The sequence below is a fragment of the Halodurantibacterium flavum genome (assembly GCF_042681825.1).
Taxonomy (GTDB): domain Bacteria; phylum Pseudomonadota; class Alphaproteobacteria; order Rhodobacterales; family Rhodobacteraceae; genus Halodurantibacterium; species Halodurantibacterium flavum.
Window position 1 is genome coordinate 351,157 of sequence record NZ_JBHUGH010000009.1, and the last position, 24,878, is coordinate 376,034.

At 66.1% G+C, this 24,878-nt stretch carries 22 protein-coding genes and 1 pseudogene; 11 read left to right on the forward strand and 12 right to left on the reverse strand.

The window, feature by feature from the left end:
* Nucleotides 1–94 precede the first annotated feature (94 nt).
* Nucleotides 95–943 carry an NAD-dependent epimerase/dehydratase family protein gene (locus ACFSGJ_RS12345; protein ID WP_390262115.1) on the forward strand — a complete coding sequence of 283 codons (849 nt, stop codon included), beginning with the start codon at nucleotides 95–97 and terminating at the stop codon, nucleotides 941–943.
* 65 nt (nucleotides 944–1,008) lie between these two features.
* A pseudogene (locus ACFSGJ_RS12350) lies at nucleotides 1,009–1,479 on the forward strand (sugar transferase); the annotation flags it as partial.
* A gap of 90 nt (nucleotides 1,480–1,569) precedes the next feature.
* On the opposite strand, the gene ACFSGJ_RS12355 reads toward ACFSGJ_RS12350, so the two are convergent.
* From ACFSGJ_RS12355 to ACFSGJ_RS12365, 3 genes are read right to left on the reverse strand one after another with little or no spacing between them, the layout of a single operon-like run.
* A complete protein-coding gene (locus tag ACFSGJ_RS12355; protein ID WP_390262118.1) occupies nucleotides 1,570–2,985 on the reverse strand; it encodes an FGGY family carbohydrate kinase in 1,416 nt (471 codons plus the stop codon).
* On the reverse strand, nucleotides 2,986–4,179 hold the full coding sequence (locus ACFSGJ_RS12360) for an FAD-dependent oxidoreductase (RefSeq protein WP_390262121.1): 1,194 nt from the start codon (nucleotides 4,177–4,179) through the stop codon (nucleotides 2,986–2,988).
* Nucleotides 4,172–5,572, reverse strand: coding sequence for an NAD(P)/FAD-dependent oxidoreductase (locus ACFSGJ_RS12365; protein WP_390262124.1), 1,401 nt, complete (start codon nucleotides 5,570–5,572; stop codon nucleotides 4,172–4,174). The genes ACFSGJ_RS12360 and ACFSGJ_RS12365 overlap by 8 nt, the downstream gene beginning before the upstream one ends.
* 257 nt (nucleotides 5,573–5,829) lie before the next feature.
* On the opposite strand from ACFSGJ_RS12365, the gene ACFSGJ_RS12370 reads away from it, so the two are divergent.
* From ACFSGJ_RS12370 to ACFSGJ_RS12380, 3 genes are read left to right on the forward strand one after another with little or no spacing between them, the layout of a single operon-like run.
* The gene (locus ACFSGJ_RS12370; RefSeq protein WP_390262127.1) at nucleotides 5,830–7,323 is read left to right on the forward strand and encodes a sensor histidine kinase; all 1,494 of its coding nucleotides are present in this window, start codon (nucleotides 5,830–5,832) and stop codon (nucleotides 7,321–7,323) included.
* Complete coding sequence (locus ACFSGJ_RS12375; RefSeq protein WP_390262130.1) at nucleotides 7,320–7,757, forward strand: response regulator; 438 nt, start codon at nucleotides 7,320–7,322, stop codon at nucleotides 7,755–7,757. The genes ACFSGJ_RS12370 and ACFSGJ_RS12375 overlap by 4 nt, the downstream gene beginning before the upstream one ends.
* On the forward strand, nucleotides 7,754–8,803 hold the full coding sequence (locus ACFSGJ_RS12380) for a histidine kinase dimerization/phosphoacceptor domain -containing protein (protein ID WP_390262132.1): 1,050 nt from the start codon (nucleotides 7,754–7,756) through the stop codon (nucleotides 8,801–8,803). Before ACFSGJ_RS12375 ends, ACFSGJ_RS12380 begins: the two co-directional genes overlap by 4 nt.
* Nucleotides 8,804–8,811: 8 nt before the next feature.
* Here the strand turns inward: ACFSGJ_RS12380 and ACFSGJ_RS12385 are convergent, their stop codons facing one another.
* Entirely contained in the window at nucleotides 8,812–9,354 is a 543-nt protein-coding gene (locus tag ACFSGJ_RS12385) for a PAS domain-containing protein (RefSeq protein WP_390262135.1), read from the reverse strand.
* A 95-nt stretch (nucleotides 9,355–9,449) separates the two neighbouring features.
* On the opposite strand from ACFSGJ_RS12385, the gene ACFSGJ_RS12390 reads away from it, so the two are divergent.
* The 5 genes from ACFSGJ_RS12390 (at nucleotide 9,450) to choX (ending at nucleotide 15,503) form a co-directional block, all read left to right on the forward strand.
* Nucleotides 9,450–12,995, forward strand: coding sequence for a chemotaxis protein CheB (locus tag ACFSGJ_RS12390; RefSeq protein WP_390262138.1), 3,546 nt, complete (start codon nucleotides 9,450–9,452; stop codon nucleotides 12,993–12,995).
* Nucleotides 12,916–13,299 (forward strand): response regulator, encoded by a 384-nt coding sequence (locus tag ACFSGJ_RS12395; protein ID WP_390262140.1) that lies wholly within the window; start codon nucleotides 12,916–12,918, stop codon nucleotides 13,297–13,299. Before ACFSGJ_RS12390 ends, ACFSGJ_RS12395 begins: the two co-directional genes overlap by 80 nt.
* Before the next feature lie 114 nt (nucleotides 13,300–13,413).
* The gene (locus ACFSGJ_RS12400; protein WP_390262143.1) at nucleotides 13,414–13,830 is read left to right on the forward strand and encodes a hypothetical protein; all 417 of its coding nucleotides are present in this window, start codon (nucleotides 13,414–13,416) and stop codon (nucleotides 13,828–13,830) included.
* 82 nt (nucleotides 13,831–13,912) lie between these two features.
* The gene (locus ACFSGJ_RS12405) at nucleotides 13,913–14,431 is read left to right on the forward strand and encodes a superoxide dismutase family protein (RefSeq protein ID WP_390262146.1); all 519 of its coding nucleotides are present in this window, start codon (nucleotides 13,913–13,915) and stop codon (nucleotides 14,429–14,431) included.
* A gap of 109 nt (nucleotides 14,432–14,540) precedes the next feature.
* Nucleotides 14,541–15,503, forward strand: coding sequence for a choline ABC transporter substrate-binding protein (gene choX, locus ACFSGJ_RS12410; RefSeq protein WP_390262149.1), 963 nt, complete (start codon nucleotides 14,541–14,543; stop codon nucleotides 15,501–15,503).
* Nucleotides 15,504–15,507: 4 nt separating this feature from the next.
* On the opposite strand, the gene ACFSGJ_RS12415 is transcribed toward choX, so the two are convergent.
* The 4 genes from ACFSGJ_RS12415 to ACFSGJ_RS12430 form a co-directional block, all read right to left on the reverse strand.
* A complete protein-coding gene (locus ACFSGJ_RS12415) occupies nucleotides 15,508–17,679 on the reverse strand; it encodes a putative bifunctional diguanylate cyclase/phosphodiesterase (protein WP_390262152.1) in 2,172 nt (723 codons plus the stop codon).
* A gap of 147 nt (nucleotides 17,680–17,826) precedes the next feature.
* Nucleotides 17,827–19,017 (reverse strand): MFS transporter, encoded by a 1,191-nt coding sequence (locus ACFSGJ_RS12420; RefSeq protein WP_390262154.1) that lies wholly within the window; start codon nucleotides 19,015–19,017, stop codon nucleotides 17,827–17,829.
* 116 nt (nucleotides 19,018–19,133) lie between these two features.
* Nucleotides 19,134–19,922: a metallophosphoesterase family protein gene (locus ACFSGJ_RS12425; protein WP_390262157.1), complete on the reverse strand. Its 789-nt coding sequence runs from the start codon at nucleotides 19,920–19,922 to the stop codon at nucleotides 19,134–19,136.
* Nucleotides 19,923–19,939: 17 nt separating this feature from the next.
* Complete coding sequence (locus tag ACFSGJ_RS12430; protein ID WP_390262161.1) at nucleotides 19,940–20,863, reverse strand: diacylglycerol/lipid kinase family protein; 924 nt, start codon at nucleotides 20,861–20,863, stop codon at nucleotides 19,940–19,942.
* Between the two features lie 198 nt (nucleotides 20,864–21,061).
* Between ACFSGJ_RS12430 and ACFSGJ_RS12435 the strand changes: the two genes are divergently transcribed.
* Nucleotides 21,062–21,370, forward strand: a complete 309-nt coding sequence (locus ACFSGJ_RS12435; RefSeq protein ID WP_390262164.1) for a tryptophan synthase subunit beta — start codon at nucleotides 21,062–21,064, stop codon at nucleotides 21,368–21,370.
* On the opposite strand, the gene ACFSGJ_RS12440 is transcribed toward ACFSGJ_RS12435, so the two are convergent.
* From ACFSGJ_RS12440 to ACFSGJ_RS12455, 4 genes are all read right to left on the reverse strand, one after another.
* Complete coding sequence (locus ACFSGJ_RS12440) at nucleotides 21,358–22,017, reverse strand: acyl-CoA synthetase family protein (RefSeq protein ID WP_390262167.1); 660 nt, start codon at nucleotides 22,015–22,017, stop codon at nucleotides 21,358–21,360. The two genes, ACFSGJ_RS12435 and ACFSGJ_RS12440, sit on opposite strands and share 13 nt — an antisense overlap.
* Nucleotides 22,018–22,189: 172 nt before the next feature.
* On the reverse strand, nucleotides 22,190–23,392 hold the full coding sequence (gene pcaF, locus ACFSGJ_RS12445; protein WP_390262170.1) for a 3-oxoadipyl-CoA thiolase: 1,203 nt from the start codon (nucleotides 23,390–23,392) through the stop codon (nucleotides 22,190–22,192).
* Nucleotides 23,389–24,063, reverse strand: coding sequence for a 3-oxoacid CoA-transferase subunit B (locus ACFSGJ_RS12450; protein WP_390262173.1), 675 nt, complete (start codon nucleotides 24,061–24,063; stop codon nucleotides 23,389–23,391). The genes pcaF and ACFSGJ_RS12450 overlap by 4 nt, the downstream gene beginning before the upstream one ends.
* Nucleotides 24,060–24,782, reverse strand: a complete 723-nt coding sequence (locus tag ACFSGJ_RS12455; RefSeq protein ID WP_390262176.1) for a 3-oxoacid CoA-transferase subunit A — start codon at nucleotides 24,780–24,782, stop codon at nucleotides 24,060–24,062. Before ACFSGJ_RS12455 ends, ACFSGJ_RS12450 begins: the two co-directional genes overlap by 4 nt.
* Nucleotides 24,783–24,878 lie beyond the last annotated feature (96 nt).

The following is a 24,878-nucleotide window of genomic DNA, read 5'->3' on the forward strand; positions in this document are numbered from 1 at the left end:
CACCGTTCTGGTTTTGTGCCAGACTGCCCGCCGCGCGGCTCGCAATCAACCTGAAGATGTATAAAATACCCCCTGTTAACATGCGGGGGATCGGGTGCCGCCACTTCTTGTCACCGGGGCGACGGGCCGTGTAGGCCGTCTTTTATGCGCGGCGCTGACTGGCCGGGTTACGCTGCTGCGCCAGACGCGGCACGAACCGGTGCCGCCGGGATGGATGCTCTGGCGGCCCGGAATGGGCTTTCCGGCGACCGCAGGGGGCGGCGTTCTGCTGCATCTGGCAGGGCCGACGCCCAGCGGTCAGCCCGGGTCCGGCCCGTGGGAGGATCACCGCCGCCTCGCCCTCGCGGCAGTCAGAGCGGCGCGGGATGCGCGCATGGCCCATGCGCTCGTCGCCTCTTCCGCCGCGATTTATGGCCCCGTGACCGCCCCCGCCCGGGAAGACGACCCGCCCGCGCCACACTCGGACTACGCCCGCGCCAAGCTGGAGATGGAGCGCGCTGTGGCAGATATCGACGGGATCGGCGTCACCTTCCTGCGGATCGGGAACGTCGCGGGAACGGATCTGTTGATGCGGAACGCGCTGCGGGCGACGCCTGCCGCGCCGCTGATGCTCGACCGTTTCCCGCGGGCACCGCGCCGCGCCTATATCGGGCCGGGCACGCTGGCCGAGGTGATCCTGACCCTTGCGGCAAAGGCGCCGGAGCTACCGCAGGTTCTGAACATCGCCGCGCCGGGGGGCGGGGTCGGGATGGATGCGCTTCTGGATGCGCTCGACAACCATGGCATCACTGTCCCGCGAAAGGACCGACCCGCCCCGCCGGGGGCGCTGGCCGACCTGCCGCTTTGCACCGCGCGGCTGGAGGCGATCCACTCCTTTTCAGAGCCGGAAAAGACCGCGCAGGACATGATCGCCCAATGGATGCACCTGCGGGGCCGGACATGACGCGGGTGGGGCGGGCGACGGACATCACCCTCGCACTCGCGCTGGGTCTGCTGCTTGCGCCGGTGATGGCGGCGACGGCGCTTGTCATCCTGCTGCGCGATGGTCGCCCGGTGCTCTACCTTTCGGAACGGATGCGCGCGCCGGATCGCGGGTTTCGCCTGTGCAAGTTCCGCACGATGACCAATGTCGGCGGCGACAGCGGCGTGTCGGGGGGCGACAAGGGCGGGCGGATCACCCGCAGCGGCGCAATCCTCAGGCGCTACCGGCTGGATGAGCTTCCACAGCTTTGGAACATCCTGCGCGGCGACATGCGGTTCGTCGGACCGCGCCCGCCCCTGCGGCAATATGTGGAGCTTTGCCCGGACGTCTATGAAAGGGTGCTTCGGGTGCCGCCGGGGGTGACGGGTCTCGCCTCGGTCATCTTTCACCGGCATGAGGAACGGTTGCTGGCGCGCAGCCGCTCGCCCGACGAAACCCATGCGATCTATCTGCGCGCCTGCATCCCCCGCAAGGCGCGTCTGGACCTGATCCACCAGCGGCATCGCGGTTTGCGGGTTGATGCGTGGATCATGGCGCTGACGGTGCTGCGGGTGCTGCCAAGGCGCCCATGCTCGAAATCGGGAAGATCACGGCGCGCGCCAGCCCCGCGCGCGGTCCAGCGCCGCCTCGAACCGCGCCATCCATTCGGCCCTTGGGCAGTCGCGCGGGGTATAGGTGCGGTCCTCGGCCTGATAGGGCGGCAGATCCTGCCCGAGGCCGAGCGCCGCCATATCCGCCGCCCCCAGCGCGGTCAGATCGGCAAAGCCCCGGGCAATGACGGGCCGGCCGATCAGATCGGCGAGGAACTGCACGAAGCCGGGCGACCGGCTCAGCCCGCCATCGATCGAGAGCGCCCGATCCCCGCCGTGACCACCGACATCCTGCAACGCGCCGACCACCCGGGCCGAGAGGAAGGCGACCCCTTCCAGCAGGGCCTGCACCAGATCGCGGGGGCCAGAGCCGGCATCGGCGCCGATCAGAAGGGGCGCGGCGCTGCGATCCCACCAGGGACAGGCGAGCCCTGAAAAGGCCGGAATGAACACGATCCCGCGCGACACCGCGGGGGCTGCGTCGAAACGGTCGAGTTCGGACAGGTCGCGCAGCCAGCCGCTGCGCATCGCCCATTCCACCGCGCTGCCCGCGTCATAGACACCGCCATCGAGCGCGTATTGCATCGGCCCATCGCCGATCTGCCAGGCGACCGTCGGCAACAGCCCCTGCCCCGACAGCGGTTGACCCCCGGTAAGCGTCAGCGCGAAGGCCCCGGTGCCGAAGGTCATCTTGGTATCGCCCGCGATGCGGCAGCCATGCCCGTAAAGCGCGGCCTGCTGGTCCGTCACGCTTGCCAGCACCGGCACGCCGTCGACGGACCCGAAGGGGCTGACGGTCGGGCGGATCGGGGGCAGACACTCGACGGGGACGCCGAACAGATCGCAAAGCTCCGGGTCCCACTCGCCCGCGCCAAGCGACATGAGCGAACTGCGCGAGGCGGTCGTCACATCGGTCGAACACGCGCCGGTCAGGGCTTGCAGGAAGAACGCATCCGTCGTGCCCAGTCGCAACCGCCCGGTCCGGCGTGCATCGGCGACGTCGGGGATGTTCTGCAGCAGCCAGCCGAGTTTCGAGGCGGAGAAATATGGATCGAGCGGAAGCCCCGCCCGGGACGCGACAAGCGGGGCCGCGCCCTCAGCCTCCAGCCTGCGGCAGATATCCTCGGTCCGGCGGTCCTGCCAGACGATGATGGGGGACAGGGGCCGTCCGGTCACCGCGTCCCAGGCAAGGCAGCTCTCGCCCTGGTTCGCGATGGCAATCGCATCGGCCGGACCCGTGGCCTCAAGGCAGTCGCGCAGCGCGGAGAGAAGCTCGTCAGGGTCATGTTCGACCCGCCCGGCGGCGGGGTGGATCTGGCGGTGACGCAGGGAATGGACCACCTCCGCGCCACGCTCGCTGCGCAGCAGCGCGCGGGTCGAGGTCGTTCCCTGATCCAGTGCAACGATGCGCATTCACGGCCTCTTCAGACTGATCCGGAGCGGGTCCCGGTCCTGAACCCCAATCCCCGCGAGCGGAACGAGGATGCGCGTTTCCGGCCCGTGGCGCAGCCTTTTGCGATGCAAAAGCGTGTCGCCCTGCCAAAGCTCCAGCACCCCGCGCCCATGCCCCCCGGCCCGGAGCTGGAGCGTGCCGCCCTGCCCCGGTGAAATGCGTTGCGGCATGACCCAGCGGATGTTCTCGCCGGCCCGGACGGGGATGTCCGGCGGGCGGCTCTGCGCCATCAGATCCGCCAGCACGCTTTGGGCGGTCGCGCGGCCTTCCTGCCAGCACCAGCCGGCGGTCTCAACCGGGCGGAGCATGTTTCCGGCCGCGAATATCCGAGGGTCCGAACTGCGGCCCTCGCCATCGACCTGCGGCCCGCCGGTCAGCGGATCGAGGGCAAGGCCGAGCATCCGCGCCAGCGCGCTTTCCGGCGTGAAACGCCCCGAGACGATCACCCCGTCACAGTCGATCGACCGCGTACCGCCGTCGGCAAGGCGTAGCTCCACGCCCTCGACCTGACGCAGGCCACGAATGTTGTCCACCGTCGCGCCCCGCAGGACCAGCAGGCCGATCAGCCGGGGAAAGGCGCTGAACGGAGGTCGCACGCGCAGGCGCGTATCCTCTTCCACCAGCGCGACAGGGCGGATGCCTAAGGCCCGGCAGGTCAGGATCGCCGAAAGGGCGACCAGTTCGCTGCCAAGGATCACGGGTCGGCAAAATGGCACAAGGCCCGCATCCGCCAGCCTTTGCAGCGCGCCGGTGTTCATCACACCATAGGGACGCGCGCCCGGCAGCAGGCGCGCCGCCGCCGTTGCCTCGCGGGTTCCCGTGGCAAGGATCATCCGGTCGAAACCGAAGCGGCACGGACCATCGGGGGTGGCGACCTCGAGCCCACCATCCGGACCAAGGCCAAGCGCCGAGTGGCGCATGAGGATCGACGCGCCCGCCGACCGGGCCGCATTGGAAAGACGCCGCGCATAGGTGCGCCCGCCCATCAGACGCCCGAATTCCCGCATCCCGAAGGGGGAGTGGCCGCAAAAGCGGGGGATGCCGCCGGGCTCGTCCTCGCGTTCAAGCACGGTCACGCGGTGGCCCGCCGCAGCCGTGACCGCCGCCGCCGCAAGACCCGCCGGCCCTGCCCCGATGATGAGGATGTCAGCCATCGCCGCCCCGCCCCGCCTCGCCACCCGTCCCGCAGGCCAGCGGCGGATCAAGACGCCCCGCCGTAAGCGCGGCGATCCGCCCGAGACAGTTGAACCCCTGGCACCGGCCCATCGCCGCCCGTGTCCGCCGCCGTAAGCCCCCCAGATTGCCCGGCGGCAGGGCCGAGGCGAGCGCCGCCTCGATTTCCCGCCGCGTGACCATCTCGCAATGGCAGACGATCTCTTCATAGCCGGGGCGCTGCCAGTCCCGCGCGCCATCCTCGGCCAGCATCGGCATCCGGGGCCAGACCGGATCCGCCACAGGGTCATGCGCGGGGCCGTCGCCGCTGTAGAGACGAAAGGCATGGGCCGCGAGTCCCAGCGCCGCCGTAAGTCCGGTCGAGCGGATGCCGCCCAGCGTGATCCAGTTGCGCAGCGGTTCATGGCGGATGCGATAGGCGCTTTCCTCGGTCGCGGGACGCAGGCCCGCATAGGTCGCGGTGACCGGAACCTGTGCCAGTGCCGGGACCATCCGCGCAGCCTCGGCCAGCAGGGCGCGCAGGGTGGCCGCATCGGTCGCGGGGTGATCGCGGTCTTCCTGTTCCTCGGCCGTGGGGCCCACAAGCACATTGCCAAAGGCGGTGCGGCAGATCACGACCCCCTTGGTCCGCGCGGTCGGCACCGGCAGGATGATGTGGCGCAACAGGGCGGCCGCAGCCTTGTCAAAGACCACGAACTGCCCCTTGCGCGGCCGGATCTCGAAACTGCCATGGCCCAGCAGGATCTGTTCCAGCCGGTCGCCATAGAGCCCCGCGCAGTTGATGACGGTCCTCGCCCGCAGCACCCGTCGGCTGGTCGTCAGGTGCCAGAGCGCACCGTCAAAGTGTCCCGCCCGCACCTCTTCGCCGCGCAGGACGCGCGCGCCATGGGTCATCGCCTGCAAGACATAGGCAAGTGCCGGGCTCCACGGGTCGATCACGTCTTCCCCGGCAACGCGCAGGCCCGCGCGTGCCGCCTCGCCCAGCCCCGGTTCAAGGCGGCGCAGGTCGGCCTTCCCGAGGCGTTCGACGGGAACCCCGTTGGTGGCGGCCTTGGCGGCAATGGCGTCAAGCTGGCCCTCCTGCGCCTCGGTCCAGGCGGTCACGATGGCGCCCGTTTCCAGCAGCGGCAGGTTGAACCGGTCGCGGATCGCGAGATACTCGCCCCGCCCCTCGCGCATGCAGGCGAGTTCGAGGCTGTCAGGCGGCGCGTCGAACCCGGTATGAAGGATCGCGCTGTTCGCCTTGCTCGCCCCCGAAAGGATATCCGCGCCGCGCTCGATCAGGACGACCCGCGCCCCTTCCAGTGCAAAGCGGCGCGCCACCGCACAGCCCACGATCCCCGCCCCGACTACCGCTACATCCGCATCCGCCACCGCTGCCGCCCCTGATCGCCCGTACGGTCAAACCGCCCGGATCGCCTGCGTAAACGCTGTCAGATCAACCGCTTTCGGTCAAGCAGTATGCCCGCTCGGGCGAAATTGGGGTGGTGACGCCCCGTCGCGGCAAATCCCGCAAAATTATGCGTTGCAGAGGCGCCGAAAAGCATTAGAAGTGGAACGCCCCTTCCGTCCGGCCATTGCGGGAGGTTCGTGAAACGCCCGCCAGAAGCGTCAAGAGGGACCCCCGCGCCGTGCCGGTCAGCAGCACCTCCTTCATCCGAACTTCGCTGCTCATGCTTCTTGTGGGGGCGAGCATCCTGATCGCGCTGGTCGGCTCTACCATCTGGCTCGCCGACCGCTCGAACGAACTTTTCATAAGCGTGATGGACGAACGGCAGGTGCGGCGCAGCGCGGTCGATCTACTGCGCACCCTGCAAGAGGCCGAGACGGGGCAGCGCGGCTATCTGCTCACGCAGGAACCGGCCTTTCTTGAACCCTATACCCAGTCGATCCAGCAGGTGGGGGACGCGCTGGACACGCTCGCCGAGGCAGTGGCCGGCAGCCCGCGCGAATCGATCCTGCCGGATCTGCGCGATGCCGTGACTGTCAAGCTCGGCGAGATGGCCCAGACACTCGCGCTTGTCGACGCCGACGACCTGACGGCGGCACAGGAGCTTGTCGCGGCGGAAACCGGGCTCGACGCGATGAACGAGATCCGCGCGGATCTCGACGCGATCATCGACCAGTCCGACATCCTGATCCAGGACGAAGTGCAGCGCCACCTTGCGATCAGCAGCCAGCTGCGGATCTTCTCCGGCCTCAGCGCGCTTGCCATGCTGATCGTGGTCGGCGGCGCGATCATGGTGATCCTGCGTCACATCAACGCGCTCCGCGCGGCCCACCACGAAGTGGAGACGCTGAACGCGAGCCTTGAAGGCAAGGTGAACGAGCGGACCGAGGACCTGATGCGCGCCAATCAGGAAATCCAGCGTTTCGCCTATATCGTGACCCATGACCTGCGCGCACCCTTGGTGAACGTGATGGGTTTCACGAGCGAGCTGGAGACATCGCTGCGCGCGTTGCAGGCCTATGTGCTGGCCGACAACAGCCCGCTCTCGGAACAGGAAATCCTTGAGGCGCGCGCCGCCGCCTCGGAAGACCTGCCCGAGGCGATCGAGTTCATCCGGTCCTCGACCCGCAAGATGGATGCGCTGATCAACGCGATCCTCAAGATCTCCCGCGACGGTCGCCGTCAACTGCGCCCCGAACGGATCGACCTGCGCGAGCTTGTGGAGCAAACATCGGACACGGTGCAGCACCAGATCTCCGAGATGGAGGGCGAGGTGGTGATCGACATGGATGTGCCGCCGGTCATCAGCGACCGCTTGTCGCTGGAACAGATCCTCGGCAATCTCTTTGACAACGCCATCAAGTATAGCCACCCTGACCGCGCGATCCGGCTGCGCATCAAGGCCCGCCGCGACGGGCCGCGCATGATCCGGCTGGAGGTGGAAGATAACGGCCGCGGGATCGCGGCAGAGGACCATGAGCGGATCTTCGAGCTGTTCCGCCGGTCGGGACAGCAGGACAAGGCCGGCGAGGGGATCGGGCTTGCGCATGTGCGCTCACTCGCCCGCAACCTTGGCGGGGAAATCACCGTCACCTCCACGCTGGGCGCGGGGGCAACATTCATTCTGCGGCTGCCGCTGGATCTGTCGCAAATCATGAGGACGATGCAACGATGAAAGCCCTTGGCAAGGAAGTCACGATCATCATGATCGAGGACGATGAGGGCCATGCGCGCCTCATCGAAAAGAACGTGCGCCGCGCGGGCGTCAACAACGAGATCGTGCCGTTCACCAATGGCACCGAGGCGCTGGACCATATTCTCGGGACGGACCGCAGCGGCATCGTCTCGGCGGATCGTTATCTGCTGATCCTGCTCGACCTGAACCTTCCGGACATGTCGGGCATCGACATTCTGGAAAAGGTCAAGACGAATCCCAACACCCGCCGCCTGCCCGTCGTGATCCTGACGACCACCGATGACGAGGCGGAGATCCAGCGCTGCTATGACCTGGGCGCCAACGTCTACATCACCAAACCGGTGGACTATGACAGCTTTGCCAACGCGATCCGGCAACTCGGCCTCTTCTTTGCCGTGATGCAGGTTCCGTGAACGTCTGTCCCGGGATGATGACCCGAATTCTCTATGTCGACGATGACGCAGCGCTCGTCCGCCTTGTGCAAAAGGTGTTCGGGCGCAAGGGGATCGAGGTCGTCCATGCGGAAGATCCGGACCATATCCTGCGCATCGTGCGGGAGGAGCCGTTCAAGGTCATCGTGCTCGACCACTATCTGCGCAGCGGCACCGGACAGGATGTGCTGCGTCAGTTGCGGGCTGCGGATATCCGCGTGCCCGTCGTCTATGTCACCGGGTCGAGCGAGGCGCAGGTCGCCATCGACGCGATGAAGGCGGGGGCGGCCGATTACGTCACCAAGACCGCCGGCGAGGAATTCCTGTCGCTTCTGGTCGCGGCAATCGATCAGGCCATCACGAACGAACAGTTGCGGACCGAAAAGGAACTGGCCGATGCTGAAATGCGCCGCGCCAAGGAACGGGCCGAGGCGCTGCTGGCCGAGGTGAACCACCGCGTCGCGAACAGCCTTGCAATGGTTTCGGGGCTCTTGCGTCTTCAGGCCACCCGGAGCCGCAGCGAAGAGGCCAAGGCCGAGCTGACCGAAACCCATGCCCGCATCACCGCCATCGCCCGGATGCACCGTGCGCTCTACACGTCCGAGGACGTGCGCAATGTGGACATGGACAAGTATCTCGGCACGTTGATCGACGATCTGGACGCCACCCTGCGGGACGAGGGGCGCGACGTCACCCTGCGGCTCGAGGCGGATGCGATCACCCTTTCGGCGGACCGGGCGGTTTCGATCGGGATGATCGTCGCGGAACTTGTGACCAATGCGATGAAATACGCCTATCCCGGCGGCGCGGCGGGCGAGATCCGGGTCAGCCTGCGCCGGGAAGATCCGCAGACGGCGCTTTTGCGCGTGTCCGACGACGGCGCCGGGTTCGACCCGGGCGCACCCGCGCAAGGCACCGGGCTGGGCACCAGCATCATCAATTCCATGGCTGCGAGCCTTGAAACGAGCCTCGACTATCGCCGTGTGCCGCGCGGGACATGCGCCGAGGCGCGCATCCCGCTGCGTTAACGAAGGCCTCAGATCCGGCGGTTGCGCATCCAGGTGGCCACAAGGCTTGCCGCGGCCGCGGCCATATGGCGCCGGCGTTCGGCGTGAAGCTGCTCGGACAGCCGCGTCAGCCGCGCGAGATCGTCGCTCAGCCCCGCGACGTGATGGGTTGCCGCGCCCTGCATCGCCCCGGGACGTTGCGGCACCAGCTCGAACTGAGAGCCGAGCATGTAGCGCGCGCCGTTTGGCCCGTCGATCGGATGCAGGAACAGCAGGTTGTCGAATTGCTCTCCGTTCTTGCGATAGTTGCGAAAGACGACCTGAACCTCTCTGAAGCTCTCCATCGCCCCGCGCACATCGGCACAGGCCTGCTCGTTTTCGCCGGGGCGCTGCAGGAAGCGGCAGTTCTTGCCGATCATCTCGCTTGCGCCATAGCCGGTGAGCCGCGCAAAGCGGTCGTTCGCCAGCAGAAGCGGCGCATCCTCGCGATCCAGATCAGCGAGCGTAAGCGCCACGGGTGAGCGTTCGAAAACGCCGCGAATGACCTCCATCCGGTCGGGCATGACGGACATGATCAACCTCCTTCCGCAAATGCCATTGACCTTGGGGGCCAATCCTGTAGCTCTATCGCGATGCGGTTCGACTTACCATACCGGGATGCGGCAAAATGACCGAAGAGGCCCGGCCAGACGGAGCAGAGGCAGGGCCTTCAGACCTTGTCATCTTCGGTGTAGGCGCCTCGGCCGGTGGGTTGGAGGCGTTTCAGGCGTTGCTGGCGACGCTACGACCCTCGGATGAATTCGCGCTGATCCTGGTGCAGCATCTCGACCCCGAGCATGTGAGCCTTCTGCCCGAAATCCTCTCCAAACGGACCCGCGCCCCGGTCGTTTCGATCGAGGACGGGATGCAGGTGCAGGCCGGGCATATCTACCTGATCCCGCCCGCCTTCCAGCTGGAAATCGAGGACCGTACCCTGCGTCTGGTCGAGTTCACCGACCCCCGCGGAATGCGCAGACCCATCGACAAGTTCTTCGAAAGCCTTGCCCGCGCCCATGGACAACAGGCCGCGGTCGTGGTGCTCTCGGGCACCGGCAGCGACGGCAGCCAGGGGGTGCGCGCGATCAAGGAGGCCGGTGGCCTCGTCTTTGCGCAGGAACCGCGCGAGGCGCGTTACGACGGAATGCCCCGCAGCGCCATCGCGACCGAGGCGGTGGACATGGTGCTGCCGGTGGGCGACATGATGCCGGTCCTGCGGGATTTCCACGACCGTCGGCGCGGCATCGCCCCCGCCATCGAAAGCGACGCCGAGTTTCTGGAAAAGGTCGTCAAGAACGTCCGCTACCGCACCGGCCACGACTTTTCCGGCTACAAGCATGCGACGATCCTGCGCCGGGTGTCGTTGCGCATGTCCGTGCTGGGGTTGGACGAACCCTCGGACTATCTGCGCGAACTGGTGCAGAACAAGCGCGAGGCCGAGCGCCTTTACCGCGACCTTCTGATAAACGTCACCTGCTTTTTCCGCGATCCCGAGGTGTTCGAAACGCTGCGCACCCGGCTGATCCCGGAAATCCTTGCCGGCAAGGGGATGGATGACGAACTGCGCGTCTGGGTCCCCGGTTGCGCCACGGGTCAGGAGGCCTATTCCATCGCCATCCTGATCGCCGAGGCGATGGAGCGGACCGACATCCGCCCCCGCGTCGCGATCTTCGGCACCGATATCGACGACGAAGCGCTCGATATCGCGCGGCGCGGGTCCTATCCGAACTCGATCATCACCGAGGTGCCCCATAACCTGCTCGAACGGTATTTCACGCCCACGCGCCACGGCTATGACGTTGCAGGCCCCTTGCGCGACATGGTGCGCTTTTCCAGCCAGAGCCTGATCAAGGATCCGCCCTTTTCCAAGCTCGACCTGCTGAGCTGCCGCAACCTGATGATCTATTTCAGCCAGAACCTTCAGGAACTGGCGACCCGCATCTTTCACTATGCGCTGCGCCCCGGCGGCTACCTGATCATGGGCCCGAGCGAGACGCCCCGCGCCGAGGATGACAGCTTTCGCGAGATCGCGGCGGGGCAGCGGGTCTATCGCCGGAACAGCGCGCCGGCCCGCCCGCTCGACCTGCCGCGCGCCTATCGTCCGTCGCTCCTGGCGATGCCCGAGGATGCGCCGGAGACCGAGGCACCCCGCCTTGCGATGCCGGTTAATGTAGCGAATGCGCTGCTGGCGCGGCACGCCCCGGCCTTTCTGATCGTCGGCTCGGGCGATGAGGTCCAGATGGTCGGCCCCGGCGCCGAACGTTTCGTCAAGGTGCCCAGCGGGCCAGTATCGCTCGGCCTGCGCAAGCTGATCCTGCCCGCGCTGGAGCCGGCGGTAAGGCGGCTATTGACCGGGTTGACGCTGGGCAAGGGCAGCCATCGGCAGATCGAGGTGGCCGATCTTGGCCCCGACATGCCGCCCCGGCTCCTGCTGTCCGCCGAGGATATAGGCGAGGGCGAACGGCTCGTGACCTTCCGGCCGCTGACCTCGGACACGCCGCGGGACGACGATGCCGAGGCGCGGATCGTCATCGACGAGGCCTATGTGGGCCAGCTTGAGGACGAGCTGGAGGATGCCCGCCAGACCATCCGCACCACGATCGAAGAGCTGGAGACCTCGAACGAGGAGCTGAAAAGCTCCAACGAAGAAATGATGTCGATGAACGAAGAGCTTCAATCGGCAAACGAAGAGCTTTCGACGACCAACGAAGAGCTTCAGAACAAGGTCCGGGAACTGAACGAGGCGAATGCCGATCTCGCGAACTTTACCGAAAGCACGCAGATCGCGACGGTTTTTCTGGACGACCAGTTCCGGCTGCGCAACTTCACCCCCGAGGCGGTCGCCTATTTCCGCTTTGTCGAACAGGACCGGGGTCGCGCGCTCGAGGATATCGGGGCGCGTCTCGACATGGCCGCGGTGATGGAGGCCTGCCGCCGCGTCGCCTCGACGGGCATCTCGGAGGAACGGGAGCTTTCGACGCTTGACGGCAAGGCCGAGGTCTCGGTCCGCTTTGCCCCGTATCGGGCGGACGGCGTGGGCGCGGGCGGGGTCGTCTTTTCGGTCTTCGACGTCACAACGGTCGCGCGCTATGCCCAGGATCTGGAACGCGCCACCGCCGAGGCCCGCGCCCGGCTTGAAGAGATCGAGGAGCTTTACACCGTCAGCCCGACCGCGATGGCCCTGATCGGGTCGGACCTTTGCTATATCCGGGTCAATCCGCATCTCGCGGAAATCCACGGCTTTACCGTCGAGGAACATATCGGCCGCCATATCTCGGACATCGTGCCCGAACTGGGCGAGGCCGCCATCCGCCCGGTGGAAAAGGTGCTCCGCACTGGCGAGCCGATCCTGCGGCAGGTTGTGCGGGGCAACACCCGCGCCCATCCCGACAGCCCCCGGATATGGGAGGTGGACTGGTACCCGCTGCGTCAGGGCGGCAAGGTCAGCGCGGTCGGCATGAACGTGCGCGACGTGACCAGCCATGTGGACATGCAGGCCGATCTGCGTCGGATCATGCGCGAACTGCAGCACCGCGTGAAGAACATGCTGTCGAATGTGATCGCGCTGGTGAACCGGGCCCGGCGGGAAACGGGCGATCCCAAGGTGATCCTTGAAACGCTGGATCAGCGGATCAGGGCGCTTGCGCATACGCATAATCTGCTCACGGCGGAAAACTGGGCCTCGACCGCCATTCGCGACGTCCTGACGCCCGAGCTTTTGCAGATCTATGGCGATGAGCGGGTGATCCTTCGGGGGCCCGACCTGCGGCTCAATGCGCGGGGAACGCTGGCGGTCGGCATGGCGATCCATGAACTTGCCACCAATGCGGCGAAGTATGGGGCCTTCTCGAACTCGACCGGGCGCGTTCAGGTGCAGTGGTCGCGCCTGGACGAAGGCGATGGCGAACGGCTGATCCTGCGCTGGCGCGAAAAGGACGGCCCCCGCATAGCCCCGCCCGAACGCGAAGGGTTTGGTACGCAGCTTATCCGGTCGCTCATCACCGGTACGATGGGCGGCACCATGCGGATGGAGTGGGAACCGGAGGGGCTTGAGGCCGTTTTGGATCTGCCTTGGAATGCAGCAACGGAAGTGGATTATGACACAGAGGTGGACCCCCTCCAACCTTCGCCTCCTCTATCTGGAGGACGAAGCGATTATCGCCCTGGAGACGGTTGACACCCTCTTTGACCTGGGCTTCGAGCAGGTGGAACAGGTCTATACGCTTGAGGCCGCCGCCGAGGCGGTCGCCCGCGCAAAACCCGATATCGCCCTACTCGACGTGAACCTCAGCCATGGGCGGACGTCGTTCGAGCTTTCGGAAAAGCTGCTTGCCGATGGTGTTCCGGTGGTGATGGCGACGGGATATTCCCGGTCGAACCTGCCCGTTCATCCCGATGTGGCGGTGATCGAAAAACCGATCACGCCCACGCAACTGGACGAGGCGTTGCGTCAGGCCTGGGCTTCCCGTCACGCCGGGTGACAGGCCGGGCGACGGGCCGGGGGCAACGGGCGCCGATAAATCGGCGTGATCTGGGGAACAACTCCACCCCGCCGGGGTTTTGTCGAAAAGCAGAACACCGAGCAGCCCAGGCCAATGATACATGACTCTCCCATAGAAGCCCTGTTGCAGGCGCTCGATCAGAGTGTCTTTTCGATGGAGGCCCATCGCCGTCGCGGTGCTACCCTGCCGGTGCCGGGGATGCTCGCCGCACGCCGTCGCGCTGCGGCCACGCTTCGGGCCGCGCTGCGGTATGGCGCCAAATCCGAATTTTCGCTGCATTCCCGCCCTTGCCAGAAATCGGAGGTGGCCCTGATCGAAGGGGAGCGGAATATCCTGAAGCTTTACGAGCGCGCGCTTGCCGCCACCCATAGCGACGCGCCGGAATTCCGCCTGATCGACGAACAGCGGATCTCGCTGCGGAACATGCTGGCCGAGATGCCGAACGAAGCCCTGCAGATCCCGCGAGCGCCCCATCGCGGCGCGCAGGGGGCGCATAAGCTGATAGGCTGACCCGCCGACAAGAGGCACGGCAGGAACATCGAGCGTTGTTCAGGGTTCAGCATCTCCATAGCCTGACCGAAGGAGATATCCCATGTCACGCCGCTTCAGCCTGTCCTGCGCAGGCGCATCCCTTGCAGCCTTGCTCGTCGCCGCACCTGCCATCGCGCAGGAGGCCAGCGCAACCTTCCTCAGCCCCGACGGGACGGAACTTGGCACCGCCACGCTGAGCGAGGCGGCCGAGGGCGGCGTTCTGGTGACGCTGGATGTCGGCGGCCTCCCGCCGTCAGCCTGGGTCGCCTTCCATGTGCATGAGACGGGCGAATGTGACCCCGAAACCGACCATGAGTCTGCCGGTGGCCACTTCAACCCCGACGACAGCGCGCATGGCTATTTCGCCGAAGGTGGCCCCCATGCGGGCGACATGCCGAACCAATATGTCGATGGCGACGGAATGCTGCGCGCTGAGGTCTTCAACAGCTATATCACCCTTGCCGAGGGCGAGACATCGGTGATGGGCCGCGCGCTGATGATCCATGCCGACCCGGACGACTATGAAAGCCAGCCCACGGGCGATGCGGGCGACCGGATCGCCTGCGCGGTGATCGAATGATCAAATGCGCCCCGGCACCTCACGCCCGGGGCGCATTTCCTTGAAGCGGTGCCCGCGCGCGCTAGTCTGATCGTCGTTTGAGGATCGACCCAATGAACAGGACCGCTACATGACCTTTGCCCGCGCCCTTTCCGGCCGCCGTCTTTCCGCCTCTGCCCTTTGTCTTTCCGTGCTGCTGCCCCTGCCCGCAGTTGCTGCCGATCCGGAGACTTGTTCCACAATCCGCCTTTCCGATCCCGGCTGGACGGATATCACGGCGACCAATGCGGTGGCGGCGGTCCTGCTGGAGGGGCTGGGTTACACGCCGGAAATCCGCAACCTTTCCGTCCCGATCGGCTACGAGGCCATCCGCAACGGTGACATCGACGTGTTTCTTGGAAACTGGATGCCCGCGCAGCAGCATTTCATCGACGACCTGAACGCAGCGAATGCGGTGGAGGTTCTGGCGCGCAATCTGGAAGGCGCGGTTTTCACGCTTGCCGTGAACCCTGCGGGGGCAGAACTGGGCGTGGCCGATTTCGCGGATCTCTCGGACCATGCAGATGCGTTCAACCGCACCATCTACGGGATCGAGCCCGGCGCGCCCGCCAACGAGAACATCCGCAACATGATCGAGTCGGGCGATTTCGATCTGTCGGACTGGACCTTGATGGAATCCGGTGAGCAGGCGATGCTTGCCCAGGTGCAGCGCAACGACAGGGCGGGCCGGCCGGCGGTCTTTCTCGCCTGGGCGCCGCATCCGATGAACACGGCCATCGACATTACCTATCTCTCGGGCGGCGACGATTATTTCGGGCCGGACTATGGCGGCGCCGAGGTCTTTACGCTGGCACGGACGGGCTGGTCTGATGAATGTCCCAATGCGGCGACCTTCTTCGGAAACCTCGTCTTTGAGCTGGAGATGGAGAACGCCCTGATGGGGGCGATCCTGGATGAAGGCGCCGATCCGCAGGATGCTGCCCGCGACTGGATAAGCGAGAATCCCGCTGTTCTCGAAACGTGGCTGGACGGCGTGACCACCCTTTCAGGGGAACCTGGTCTGCCGGCGGTTCAGGGCGCGCTGGGGCTCTGACGGATCAGCCGCAATGGTCGGGGCGCGGTGCTGCGGGGCTCGCCATCTCTGTCATAAGGCGTGCAAGCTGCGCAGCTTCCAGCGGGCGCGCAAGCAGAAAGCCTTGAAATAGGTGACATCCGAGCTGGGCCAGGCGGTGTCGTTGTCCCTTGCTCTCGACCCCTTCTGCGATGATCGAGAGACCGGCGGCCCGGGCGCTCGTGCAGAATGCCTTGACCAGCGCGTCGTTAGCCCCGTCCATACCGAGCCGCGCGATCAGCATCCGGTCAAGCCGGATCGCATTCACGCCCGTTGCCTTTTCCATGACAGCCGGATCGGAGTCGGGGGTCACACGCAGGATCAATGTGACATCGGCCGCGCGCAGGGCGTCCAGGTTGTCGGCAACCGCCCCGGTCCGGACCAACGCGTCTTCGGTCAGTTCCAATGCGACGCGCGACGTCGGCAGGCCCGCCTCGCGTGCTGTCGTCAGCACCACGTCAGCAAAACCTTCTTGCGCAAACTGACGCGAAGAAATGCTGAAGGCGAGCTGCGGCAACCCCACATCCGCGGCAAAGCGCATCCCTTTCTGCATCAGAAAGCGCCCCAGTTCGGAAATGATGCCGCGTTCCTCGGCGATATTGACAAAGATGTCGGGCGAGAGCTGGCCGTGAACCGGATGATCCCAGCGGGCCAGAGCCTTTGCAGCCACGAGACGGTTTTCCGAGTCAACGCGCGGCTGATATACCAGACGCAGATCCTTTCCCTGCAGCAGCGCGGTGCGGATATCGACCTCCATCTCCTGGCACCGTTTTTCTATTTCTTCGCTCTCTTCGGTAAAGATCCGGTATCCCCCGCGTCCGCTGTGCTTTGCCTGATAAAGCGCCGCATCGACGCGCCGCAACAGTTCGTCCTTGCCAAGATCGGATGTGTCGCACCGCACCGCACCGATACTGACGCCGATATGCGCGGGGCCGACTGCAAGCGCATAGGGTTCAGAGACGGAACCGATGATCCGACGGCAGAGATCCTCAAGCTCCTGTGGCGGCAGCCGCCCGATGACGAGCACTGAAAACTCGTCCCCGCCGATCCGCGCGACCATGTCGTCCCGCCGCAACAGACCGGTAAGCCGCCGGCTGACCTGCTTGAGCAATTCGTCCCCCGCCGGATGGCCCATAGCATCGTTCACGGTCTTGAAGCGGTCGAGATCGAGGCTCAGCAAGGTCACGGGCGGACCGCCCTTTCGCAACGCGTCCAATGCCTCGGTCAGGCGCTGGTCGAAATAGATCCGGTTCGGGAGGCCTGTCAGCGCATCATGCAACGACAGGAACCGGGCCTGTGCCTCGCGCAGTTCCAGCTGATGGGACGTCCGCAGGAGATGGCGCACCACGTTGAAGAGCAGCAGAAACCCCGCCAGCGTCGCCACCACCAGGGCAGGAAGCACCTCGATCAGGATCTGGCGTCCCGGCCGCAGGATCGTCCACGAATATTGCGCAACGACATCCCCCGAAGGCCCCAGGATCGGGATCGAGAGCCTGTCCCGCGATCCTGGCGTGCCCGCGGGCTCGAACCTCGGATCGCGCAGTTCGAACGTCTCGGCCACCTTGTCGGCCAACGACTGATCCAGGTGCCGGATCACGACATGAATGAATTCGGTCCCGGGCGTCTGTGGCACATTACCCGAATCCGACAAAACCGGCATCACGCTTGCGATATAGCCCAGCCCCCGCCCCGGAAGCACGGCGGTTTCGGAAATGTCGCCGATCGCGGCGTTCGAATCCTCCATTCCCATCGACGCCTCGGCCATCCTGCCGCGCAGGGTGCGGAAGACGGGAATGACCTCTTCGGCGATCTCGTCGAAACGATCCGCTGGGATCGTCTCACCACCGCGCGAGGCATAGACGGAGGTGCCCCGCGGGCCGAGAACATAGGTCTCATCATGCCCGAAGTAGTTCTGCATCCAGACGCCAATATTCACCGCCGTCCAGGCCATGTCGCCTTCGCGCAGTCGCAGTACGGCGTCGTCCCAGAAGGTCACGCTACGCTGTTCGTATTCCAGGTTCCAGGCCTGGGCGGCAAAGCTGCGCTCGGCCACCCGCGTCTCCCGCTCGACCGCGGCGGCATCGATCCGATTGATCGCCGTCCAGCCGAGGATGAAAACGGTGACCAAGCCAACAAGAAAAATGGTGATGACGGTCATCACCACCTGCCTTGAAAACGTGCCTTTTTTGCGTGCCGCCGCCATGCCTTCCCCCGCGCGGCGAGATTAGGGTGGACGCAAGCACATGAAAACACGGAAAGACGGTTACATACTTATGCGCATCCCGTGCGCGTAAGAGGGCGCCGGTCAGCAGGGAGACAGCGCCTCGGACCGGCGCTGGTCCCAGACCGAGATGCCCAGCATCAAAAGCCCGCAAACCGCCAGCGCCGCGCCGACATAGCCCGAACTTTCGAACCCGTATCCCGCCGAGATCGCCAGCGATGCGAGCCACGGCCCCAGCGCGTTCGCCGCGTTGAAGGCGGAATGGTTGAGCGCGGCGGCCAGCGTCTGCGCCCGGCCCGCCACATCCATCAGGCGCGTCTGCAGCACAAGGCCCAGAGACCCGCTTGCCCCGATCATGAAGACCGTGGGCGCAAGGGTCCAGACACTGCCCGATGCCATCGGATAGATCATCAGCATCACGAAGGATGTCACGATGATGCCCGCCGCCGTCCGCATCAGCCCACGGTCCGCGATCCGGCCCACCACGACCGTCCCCGTGAGCATCCCCAGACCGAAGATCATCAGGACGACCGGCACGGTCCATTCAGGGGCCTGCGTGACGCTTAGCAGGGTCGAGGCGACATAGGTATAGACGGCGAAAAGACCGCCGAAGCCGACCGCCCCGGTCAGGAGCGTCAGCCAGACCTGACGCCGCCCCAGCGCCGAAAGCTCGGATAGCGGGCTTGCGGTCGGATCGCCCCGGTCATCGGGCGCGTGGCGCATCAAGAGCGTGACCGTGATCATCGCGAGCAGCCCGACCACCCCGAACCCCCAGCGCCAGCCAAGATGCTGTCCCATCAGGCTTGCCGCCGGCACGCCCACCACGGTCGCGACCGTAAGACCCATCATCACCCGCGACACCGCCCATGTCCGGCGGTTCTGCGGCACGAGCGACGCAGCCAGCAGCGAGGCCACCCCGAAGTAGGCCCCGTGCGGCACGCCCGAGAAAAAGCGGAAGAGCACCATGCTGCGATATTCCGGGGCGAGGGCCGCAAGCACATTCGCCAGCCCAAAAGCCAGCATCAACAGGATCAGGAGCCGCTTGCGCGACATGCGCGCCCCGAAGGCCGAGATCAGCGGCGCGCCCACCACGACCCCCAGCGCATAGGCGCTGATCGCGTGGCTCGCCTCGGCCTCGCTGATCCCCAGATCGGCGGAATAATAGGGCACGAGGCTCATGGCCGCGAACTCGGTCGTGCCGATCGAGAACCCGCCCATGGCGAGCGCGAGCAGGATTATCCCGGTTCCGGATTGGGGTTGGCTGGCCGATGTCATCCTGTCCGTCCTGTCCGCTGTGCCGCCCGAGTCGAGCTCTCTCCCCCGGTCGGAATGGATGCTGTCTGTATCCTGTCGCCGCAAGGGAAAAAATGGCTGTCAGCCGGGCCAGTCCGTCATTCGCGCATCCAGCCATCGTCCCCGCGCCGCAGGTGCAGGATTGGCAGCGGCGTGAAACTGTCATCGGGCCCGGCGATGTAGCGCGTCACGCTCAGCCGGTCGCCGTCGCGGGTGATGAGGTTGAAGTCGTTCTCCTCGCCGCGCAGCCGGTCGGAAAGGCCGGTGCCTGCCTGCACCTGCACAGCGCTGCCCGCGCCCCCGCCGCCACCGTCCAGCCGTGTCCAGGGCGCCACCGACCAGCGATGCAGATGCCCCGACAGCACCAGGTCGAGCCCGCAATCGCCCAGCCGTCGCAGCGCCGCATCCGCCCCGATGGTCGAGGCCTTGCCGCTTTCCTCTTCCTGCTGCAATGGGTGATGCAGGACCAGAACGCGCAGATCACCGGGGGCGGAGTTCCGGAAGGCCGCGCAGGCCCGTCGGAGCGAACCACGGCGGATGCGTCCGCGCTGCCAGCGCATCGGATCGGCGCTGTTGATCGCGGCAACCGTCAGCCCCGGTGCGGACCATGTGCTTTCGAGCGGGCCGAGCGATTTCAGATAGCGCCGGAAGGGTCGGACCGCCCGCATCGCGAGATTGTAGAGCGGGATGTCGTGGTTGCCCGGAACACTCAGCACCGGGGCGCGCAACTGTGCGATGAAGGCGGCGGCCGCCTCGAACTGTTCCGGGCGGGCGCGTTGCGTCAGGTCACCGGAAATCACCGTCAGATCGGGCGCCAGCGCGTTCACCGCCTCGATCAGCGGCGTATGCAGTTCCTGCCGCTCCCGACCGAAGTGGAGGTCGGACATATGCACTATTCTTGCCATCAGGCCGGATCGGCCGTCTGTCCGACAGCCGGCGCGATGACCCGCAGCGCATCGCTCAGCAAGGTAAAGCGGAAGGGGCCGCGCATCGTTTCCCGCTCACCGTCGCGGGCGACCAGATCGCGGGGGCGGCCGGTGTCGATCAGAAGCTCCCGCGCCTCGATCAGGGTGAAATCGCGCGCCTTTTCCAGCCGGCCGGTGGCCAGCCCGATCGCCGTGCGGATCATGCCGAACCGCGTGAGATCCGGGGCCACGAAGACCGCGAACTTGCCGCGGCGAATGATATCCTCGCCGTCAAGCTCGTGCTGGCGCAGCTGATAGGCGTTGAGCATGATGAAGACGAGCGGCGTGCGGAACCGATGTTCCTGACCGTCCGCGACCAGCCGCAGCCGGATCGAGTGGCTGCGCCGGCAGAGCGCGACCAGAACCGACCAATAGGCCGCGACGCGGCTTCTGCCCCAGCGGCTGTAGATCTCTTCGCGTGACTTGAGGATCGAGGGATAGGCCCCGAGGCTCGCGTTGTTCAGGAAAAGCCGATCATTCACGCTGCCCACATTGATCGGCCGCGCCTCACCCGTCCGCAGAAGATCGAGCGCCGGGCCGAGTTCCTGCGGGATGTCGAGCGAGCGGGCGAAATAGTTGAAGGTGCCCAAGGGAAGCACCCCCATCACCTGACCGCTTTTGGCAAGGGCGGCCGCAATGCCGCAGATCGTGCCGTCGCCCCCGGCCGCCGCCACGATGTCATATCCTTCGGCCACCGCGCTTTGCGCCTGATCGGCGAGCGGGCGGTGGCGTTCCAGCTTCCGGACCGTCACCTCCGGATGGGCCGAGGCGGCCCCGGTCACCTCGCGCAGCTTTTCCGCGCCGCGTCGTTTTCCCGAGCCGGGGTTCACGAGGATAGAGATCCGTCGCGCAAGTTCAGCCATTTTGTCCCGCCTGTCGGCCCCCTGCCCCGCACCCTGCGGGACGATATCGGGCAGCCCCTGCATCAAGGCCCGAGCCCGCGACCCGGTTCCATGCGGCGGCCCGGCGGCTCACATTTCCGCGCTGACAGGGGCGGGCTTCTTGAAGATGCGGCGGCGCCTCTCTATCTGTCGTCAACCGCCAGACAGACGGAGCCGGATATGACCCGAGACCAGCGGCGGTTTCAGCGACAGGTAGATGCGATGATGCGCCGCTATCCACGGATGGGGCAGCGCATCAACCCGATGATGGGCAGGAAACAGCGCCTTTGGCGCATACCGCTCGCGATCTTTTTCATCATCGGCGGGTTTCTCGCCGTCCTGCCGATCTTTGGACTCTGGATGCTCCCGCTCGGCGTCCTGTTGCTGGCGGTGGACGTGCCCGTTCTGCAACCGCCCGCCTCACGCGGGATGATCTGGCTGCGCCGCAGGCTGCGGCGCAGTGACGGGCACGGCGTTCAGAAGCGGTAGGTGACCGCCAGCTTGACATAAGGGATCGTGCGCCAGCCGGAAACGTCGTCACGGATGCTGCGTTCCAGATCGGCCAGGTCTTCCTCGAACTGGTCCTGCAGCAGCGGTCCGCCGTCCTGTTCCCCGGTGACCGAAACATCAAAGCCACGCCCGAAGATCGCGCCCAGATCGCCCGAAAAGCCCCAGCCGGCGTTATAGGGGTTGCTGTCATAGCCGATCACCAGCATCGGGCTGAAGTCCGAACGCGGATTGACCTCGGCGTTCACCTCACCGGTATAGACGCGGCCCTGCACGGTCACGGTGCCCCGCGCATCGCCTTCCATCCGGTAGTTGTTGTAGAACACGCCGCCCGAAATGCGGAACCCGTTCGCCATCGGAAAGTAGTCGGCCAGAAGCCCCACGCCCCCCAGCCGGAGATCACCGTCAAGCGGCGTTCCGTCCACGGTCTCGGTCCGGGAATAGCTGCCATAGCCGACGGGCACGCGGATACCGAACTGATCGGTCAGGCGGCTGGAAACCTCCAGCGTGGCGCCCAGGGTGCTGACACCCCCGCCAAGCGTCACATCGCCCGGCATCTGCGCGACTGCCGCGCCGGACGCAACCACACTGGCCACCGAGAAGGCGGCTGATCTTGCTAAGTGTTTCATGATGATGATCCTTCCTGCCAGGCTTGTGCGGCGCCAGAAATGGCAACCTCGGGTTTAGTTCCCGTTAAGAACGCCAGAAGGCACAGCTTGTTCGCCGCAGAAAAGAGTCACGCCGGAATTTGCGACCGGCGTGACGTTTGGGACACAATGACAGTGTCGGACGGCGACAGTGTCAGACGGCCTCCAGCGCGATGGAGATGCCCTGCCCCACGCCGATGCACATGGTGGCGAGCGCGCGCTGCCCCGGCTGGCCCGCAATTTCCAGCGCGGCGGTGCCGGTGATGCGCGCACCGGACATCCCCAGCGGATGGCCAAGCGCGATCGCGCCGCCATTCGGGTTCACCCGCGGATCGTCATCCGCGATGCCAAGCGCGCGCAGCGTCGCCAGACCCTGGCTGGCAAAGGCCTCGTTCAGCTCGATCACCGCGAAATCGCCCGCCGTCAACCCAAGGCGCGCCATCAGCTTCTGGCTGGCCGGGGCAGGCCCGAACCCCATGATCCGGGGGGCGACGCCCGCCGTCGCCCCGCCCAGAACCCGCGCGACGGGCCGCAGCCCGTGCCGCCGCGCGCCTTCGGCAGACGCGAGGATCAGCGCCGCCGCGCCGTCATTGACGCCCGAGGCATTGCCCGCCGTCACCGTCCCACCCTTGCGGAAGGGCGTCGGCAGCTTGGCCAGGGCCTCCGCCGTGGTGGCGCGGGGGTGCTCGTCCCGGTCCACCACGCGCGGATCGCCCTTGCGCTGCGGGATCGTCACGGGGACGATCTCGCGCGCCAGACGTCCGTTTTCCTGTGCCGCCGCCGCGCGGTTCTGGCTGCGGAGCGCAAAGGCGTCCTGATCTTCGCGGCTGATCGCGAAATCCTCGGCCACGTTCTCGCCCGTCTCGGGCATGGAATCGACGCCGTATTGCGCCTTCATCAGCGGGTTGACGAAGCGCCAGCCGATGGTCGTGTCATAGATCTCGGCATTGCGGGAAAAGGCGGTTTCGGCCTTGGGCATCATGAAAGGCGCGCGGCTCATGCTCTCGACGCCGCCGGCGATCATCAGGTCGGCCTCACCCGCGCGGATGGCACGCGCGGCCATGATCACCGCATCCATCCCCGATCCGCACAGCCGGTTGATCGTCGTGCCCGTCACCGTCTCTGGCAGCCCGGCAAGCAACAGGGACATCCGCGCGACATTGCGGTTATCCTCGCCCGCCTGATTGGCGCAGCCGAAAATCACGTCATCGACGGCGGCCCAGTCAACGCCCGCGTTGCGCTCCATCAGCGCACGCAGCGGAATGGCCCCCAGATCATCGGCCCGGACCGAGGACAGCGCGCCGCCGAACCGGCCGATCGGGGTGCGGATATAGTCGCAGATGTAAACGTCGGTCATGTCAGCTCCGGCACGATCAGGTCGCCTACGGGGCCGTCGGTATGAAGTGTGGCCCCGGTGATGGATTGCAGCGCCTCAAGACTGAGACCCGGCAGTTTTTCCCGCAACAGGAAACGCCCGTCCTCGATATCGACCACCGCATGGCTGGTATAGACGCGGGTCACGCAGCCGACGCCGGTCAGCGGGAAGCTGCAGCTTTCTACCAGCTTGGGTTCTCCGGCCTTGGTCACATGCTCGGTGATGACACAGACCTGTTTTGCCCCATGGACAAGGTCCATCGCCCCGCCTACCGCAGGCACGCCCTTGGAGCCCACGCGCCAGTTGGCCAAGTCGCCGTTCTGCGCGACCTGATAGGCCCCCAGGATCGCCACGTCCAGATGCCCGCCCCGCACCATCGCAAAGCTGTCGGCGTGGTGAAAGAATGCGGCCCCGGGCTTGAGCGTGATTGCCTTCTTGCCGGCATTGATGAGGTCCCAGTCCTCCTCGCCCTCGGGCGGGGCGTCGCCGAAATTCAGGACGCCGTTTTCGGTGTGAAAGATCGCCGCGCGTCCGGGGGGCTGATACCGCGCCACCATCTCCGGAAAGCCGATCCCGAGATTGACATAGGCACCGTCCGCGATGTCCTGCGCCGCGCGCCAGGCGATCTGTGCATTGCTGAGTTTGTCGGTCATGGATGGGTCGCTCCGGCACGGATAAGGAGTTCTTCCTGCTGCGGGTCCGGCACTTCGACCACACGGTCGACAAAAATACCGGGGGTGACAACATGTTCGGGGTCGATCGCGCCCGGTTCGACCACCCGCGACACCTGCACGATGGCGCAGGCCGCCGCCATGCACATCAGCGGGTTGAAGTTCCGCCCGGCCTTGCTGAAGGTCAGGTTGCCCATCCGGTCGCCCAGATGCGCCTTGACCAACGCCACATCGGCGCGCAGCCAGCGTTCCTGAACATAGGTGCGGCCGTCGAACTCGGCGGCGGGCTTGCCCTCGGCCAGTTCGGTGCCATAGGCGGTGGGCGTGTAGAAAGCCGGGATGCCCGCCCCGCCCGCGCGGATACGCTCGGCAAGGGTGCCCTGTGGCACCAGCTCCAGCTCGATCTCTCCGGCCAGGTACTTCTCGGTAAAGGCGCGCGGGTCCGACGACCGCGGGAAGGAGCAGACCATCTTGCGCACCATGCCGGCGTCGATCATCGCGGCGATCCCGATCCGGCCGTTGCCGGCATTGTTGTTGATGACCGTCAGGTTGCCGGGTGAACCCGTGGCCCTGAACCGGTCTATCAAGGCGTGGATAAGCTCGATCGGCGCGCCCGAACCTCCGAAACCGCCGATCATGACCGAGGCGCCGTCCGCGATATCCGCGACCGCCTCCGCAAGGCTGGGGACTGTCTTGTCCATCGTGATCTCCCTTTTCCGAGCCGAAGCTAGGGGAGGCAGGGGTGGACCTCAACCCCATATGTGCGATATACGACTTTTGTTCGCATATCGCACAAG

Excerpts from the sequence above, each read along its gene's own strand:
- ACFSGJ_RS12400 (WP_390262143.1), top strand. The coding sequence starts at position 13,414 with ATGATACATGACTCTCCCATAGAAGCCCTGTTGCAGGCGCTCGATCAG.
- ACFSGJ_RS12415 (WP_390262152.1), bottom strand. The coding sequence starts at position 17,679 with ATGACCGTCATCACCATTTTTCTTGTTGGCTTGGTCACCGTTTTCATC.
- ACFSGJ_RS12435 (WP_390262164.1), top strand. The coding sequence starts at position 21,062 with ATGACCCGAGACCAGCGGCGGTTTCAGCGACAGGTAGATGCGATGATG.
- ACFSGJ_RS12420 (WP_390262154.1), bottom strand. The coding sequence starts at position 19,017 with ATGACATCGGCCAGCCAACCCCAATCCGGAACCGGGATAATCCTGCTC.
- ACFSGJ_RS12355 (WP_390262118.1), bottom strand. The coding sequence starts at position 2,985 with ATGCGCATCGTTGCACTGGATCAGGGAACGACCTCGACCCGCGCGCTG.
- ACFSGJ_RS12375 (WP_390262130.1), top strand. The coding sequence starts at position 7,320 with ATGAAAGCCCTTGGCAAGGAAGTCACGATCATCATGATCGAGGACGAT.
- ACFSGJ_RS12360 (WP_390262121.1), bottom strand. The coding sequence starts at position 4,179 with ATGGCTGACATCCTCATCATCGGGGCAGGGCCGGCGGGTCTTGCGGCG.
- ACFSGJ_RS12440 (WP_390262167.1), bottom strand. The coding sequence starts at position 22,017 with ATGAAACACTTAGCAAGATCAGCCGCCTTCTCGGTGGCCAGTGTGGTT.
- ACFSGJ_RS12405 (WP_390262146.1), top strand. The coding sequence starts at position 13,913 with ATGTCACGCCGCTTCAGCCTGTCCTGCGCAGGCGCATCCCTTGCAGCC.
- choX (WP_390262149.1), top strand. The coding sequence starts at position 14,541 with ATGACCTTTGCCCGCGCCCTTTCCGGCCGCCGTCTTTCCGCCTCTGCC.
- ACFSGJ_RS12425 (WP_390262157.1), bottom strand. The coding sequence starts at position 19,922 with ATGTCCGACCTCCACTTCGGTCGGGAGCGGCAGGAACTGCATACGCCG.
- pcaF (WP_390262170.1), bottom strand. The coding sequence starts at position 23,392 with ATGACCGACGTTTACATCTGCGACTATATCCGCACCCCGATCGGCCGG.
- ACFSGJ_RS12395 (WP_390262140.1), top strand. The coding sequence starts at position 12,916 with ATGACACAGAGGTGGACCCCCTCCAACCTTCGCCTCCTCTATCTGGAG.
- ACFSGJ_RS12385 (WP_390262135.1), bottom strand. The coding sequence starts at position 9,354 with ATGTCCGTCATGCCCGACCGGATGGAGGTCATTCGCGGCGTTTTCGAA.
- ACFSGJ_RS12430 (WP_390262161.1), bottom strand. The coding sequence starts at position 20,863 with ATGGCTGAACTTGCGCGACGGATCTCTATCCTCGTGAACCCCGGCTCG.
- ACFSGJ_RS12450 (WP_390262173.1), bottom strand. The coding sequence starts at position 24,063 with ATGACCGACAAACTCAGCAATGCACAGATCGCCTGGCGCGCGGCGCAG.
- ACFSGJ_RS12455 (WP_390262176.1), bottom strand. The coding sequence starts at position 24,782 with ATGGACAAGACAGTCCCCAGCCTTGCGGAGGCGGTCGCGGATATCGCG.
- ACFSGJ_RS12390 (WP_390262138.1), top strand. The coding sequence starts at position 9,450 with ATGACCGAAGAGGCCCGGCCAGACGGAGCAGAGGCAGGGCCTTCAGAC.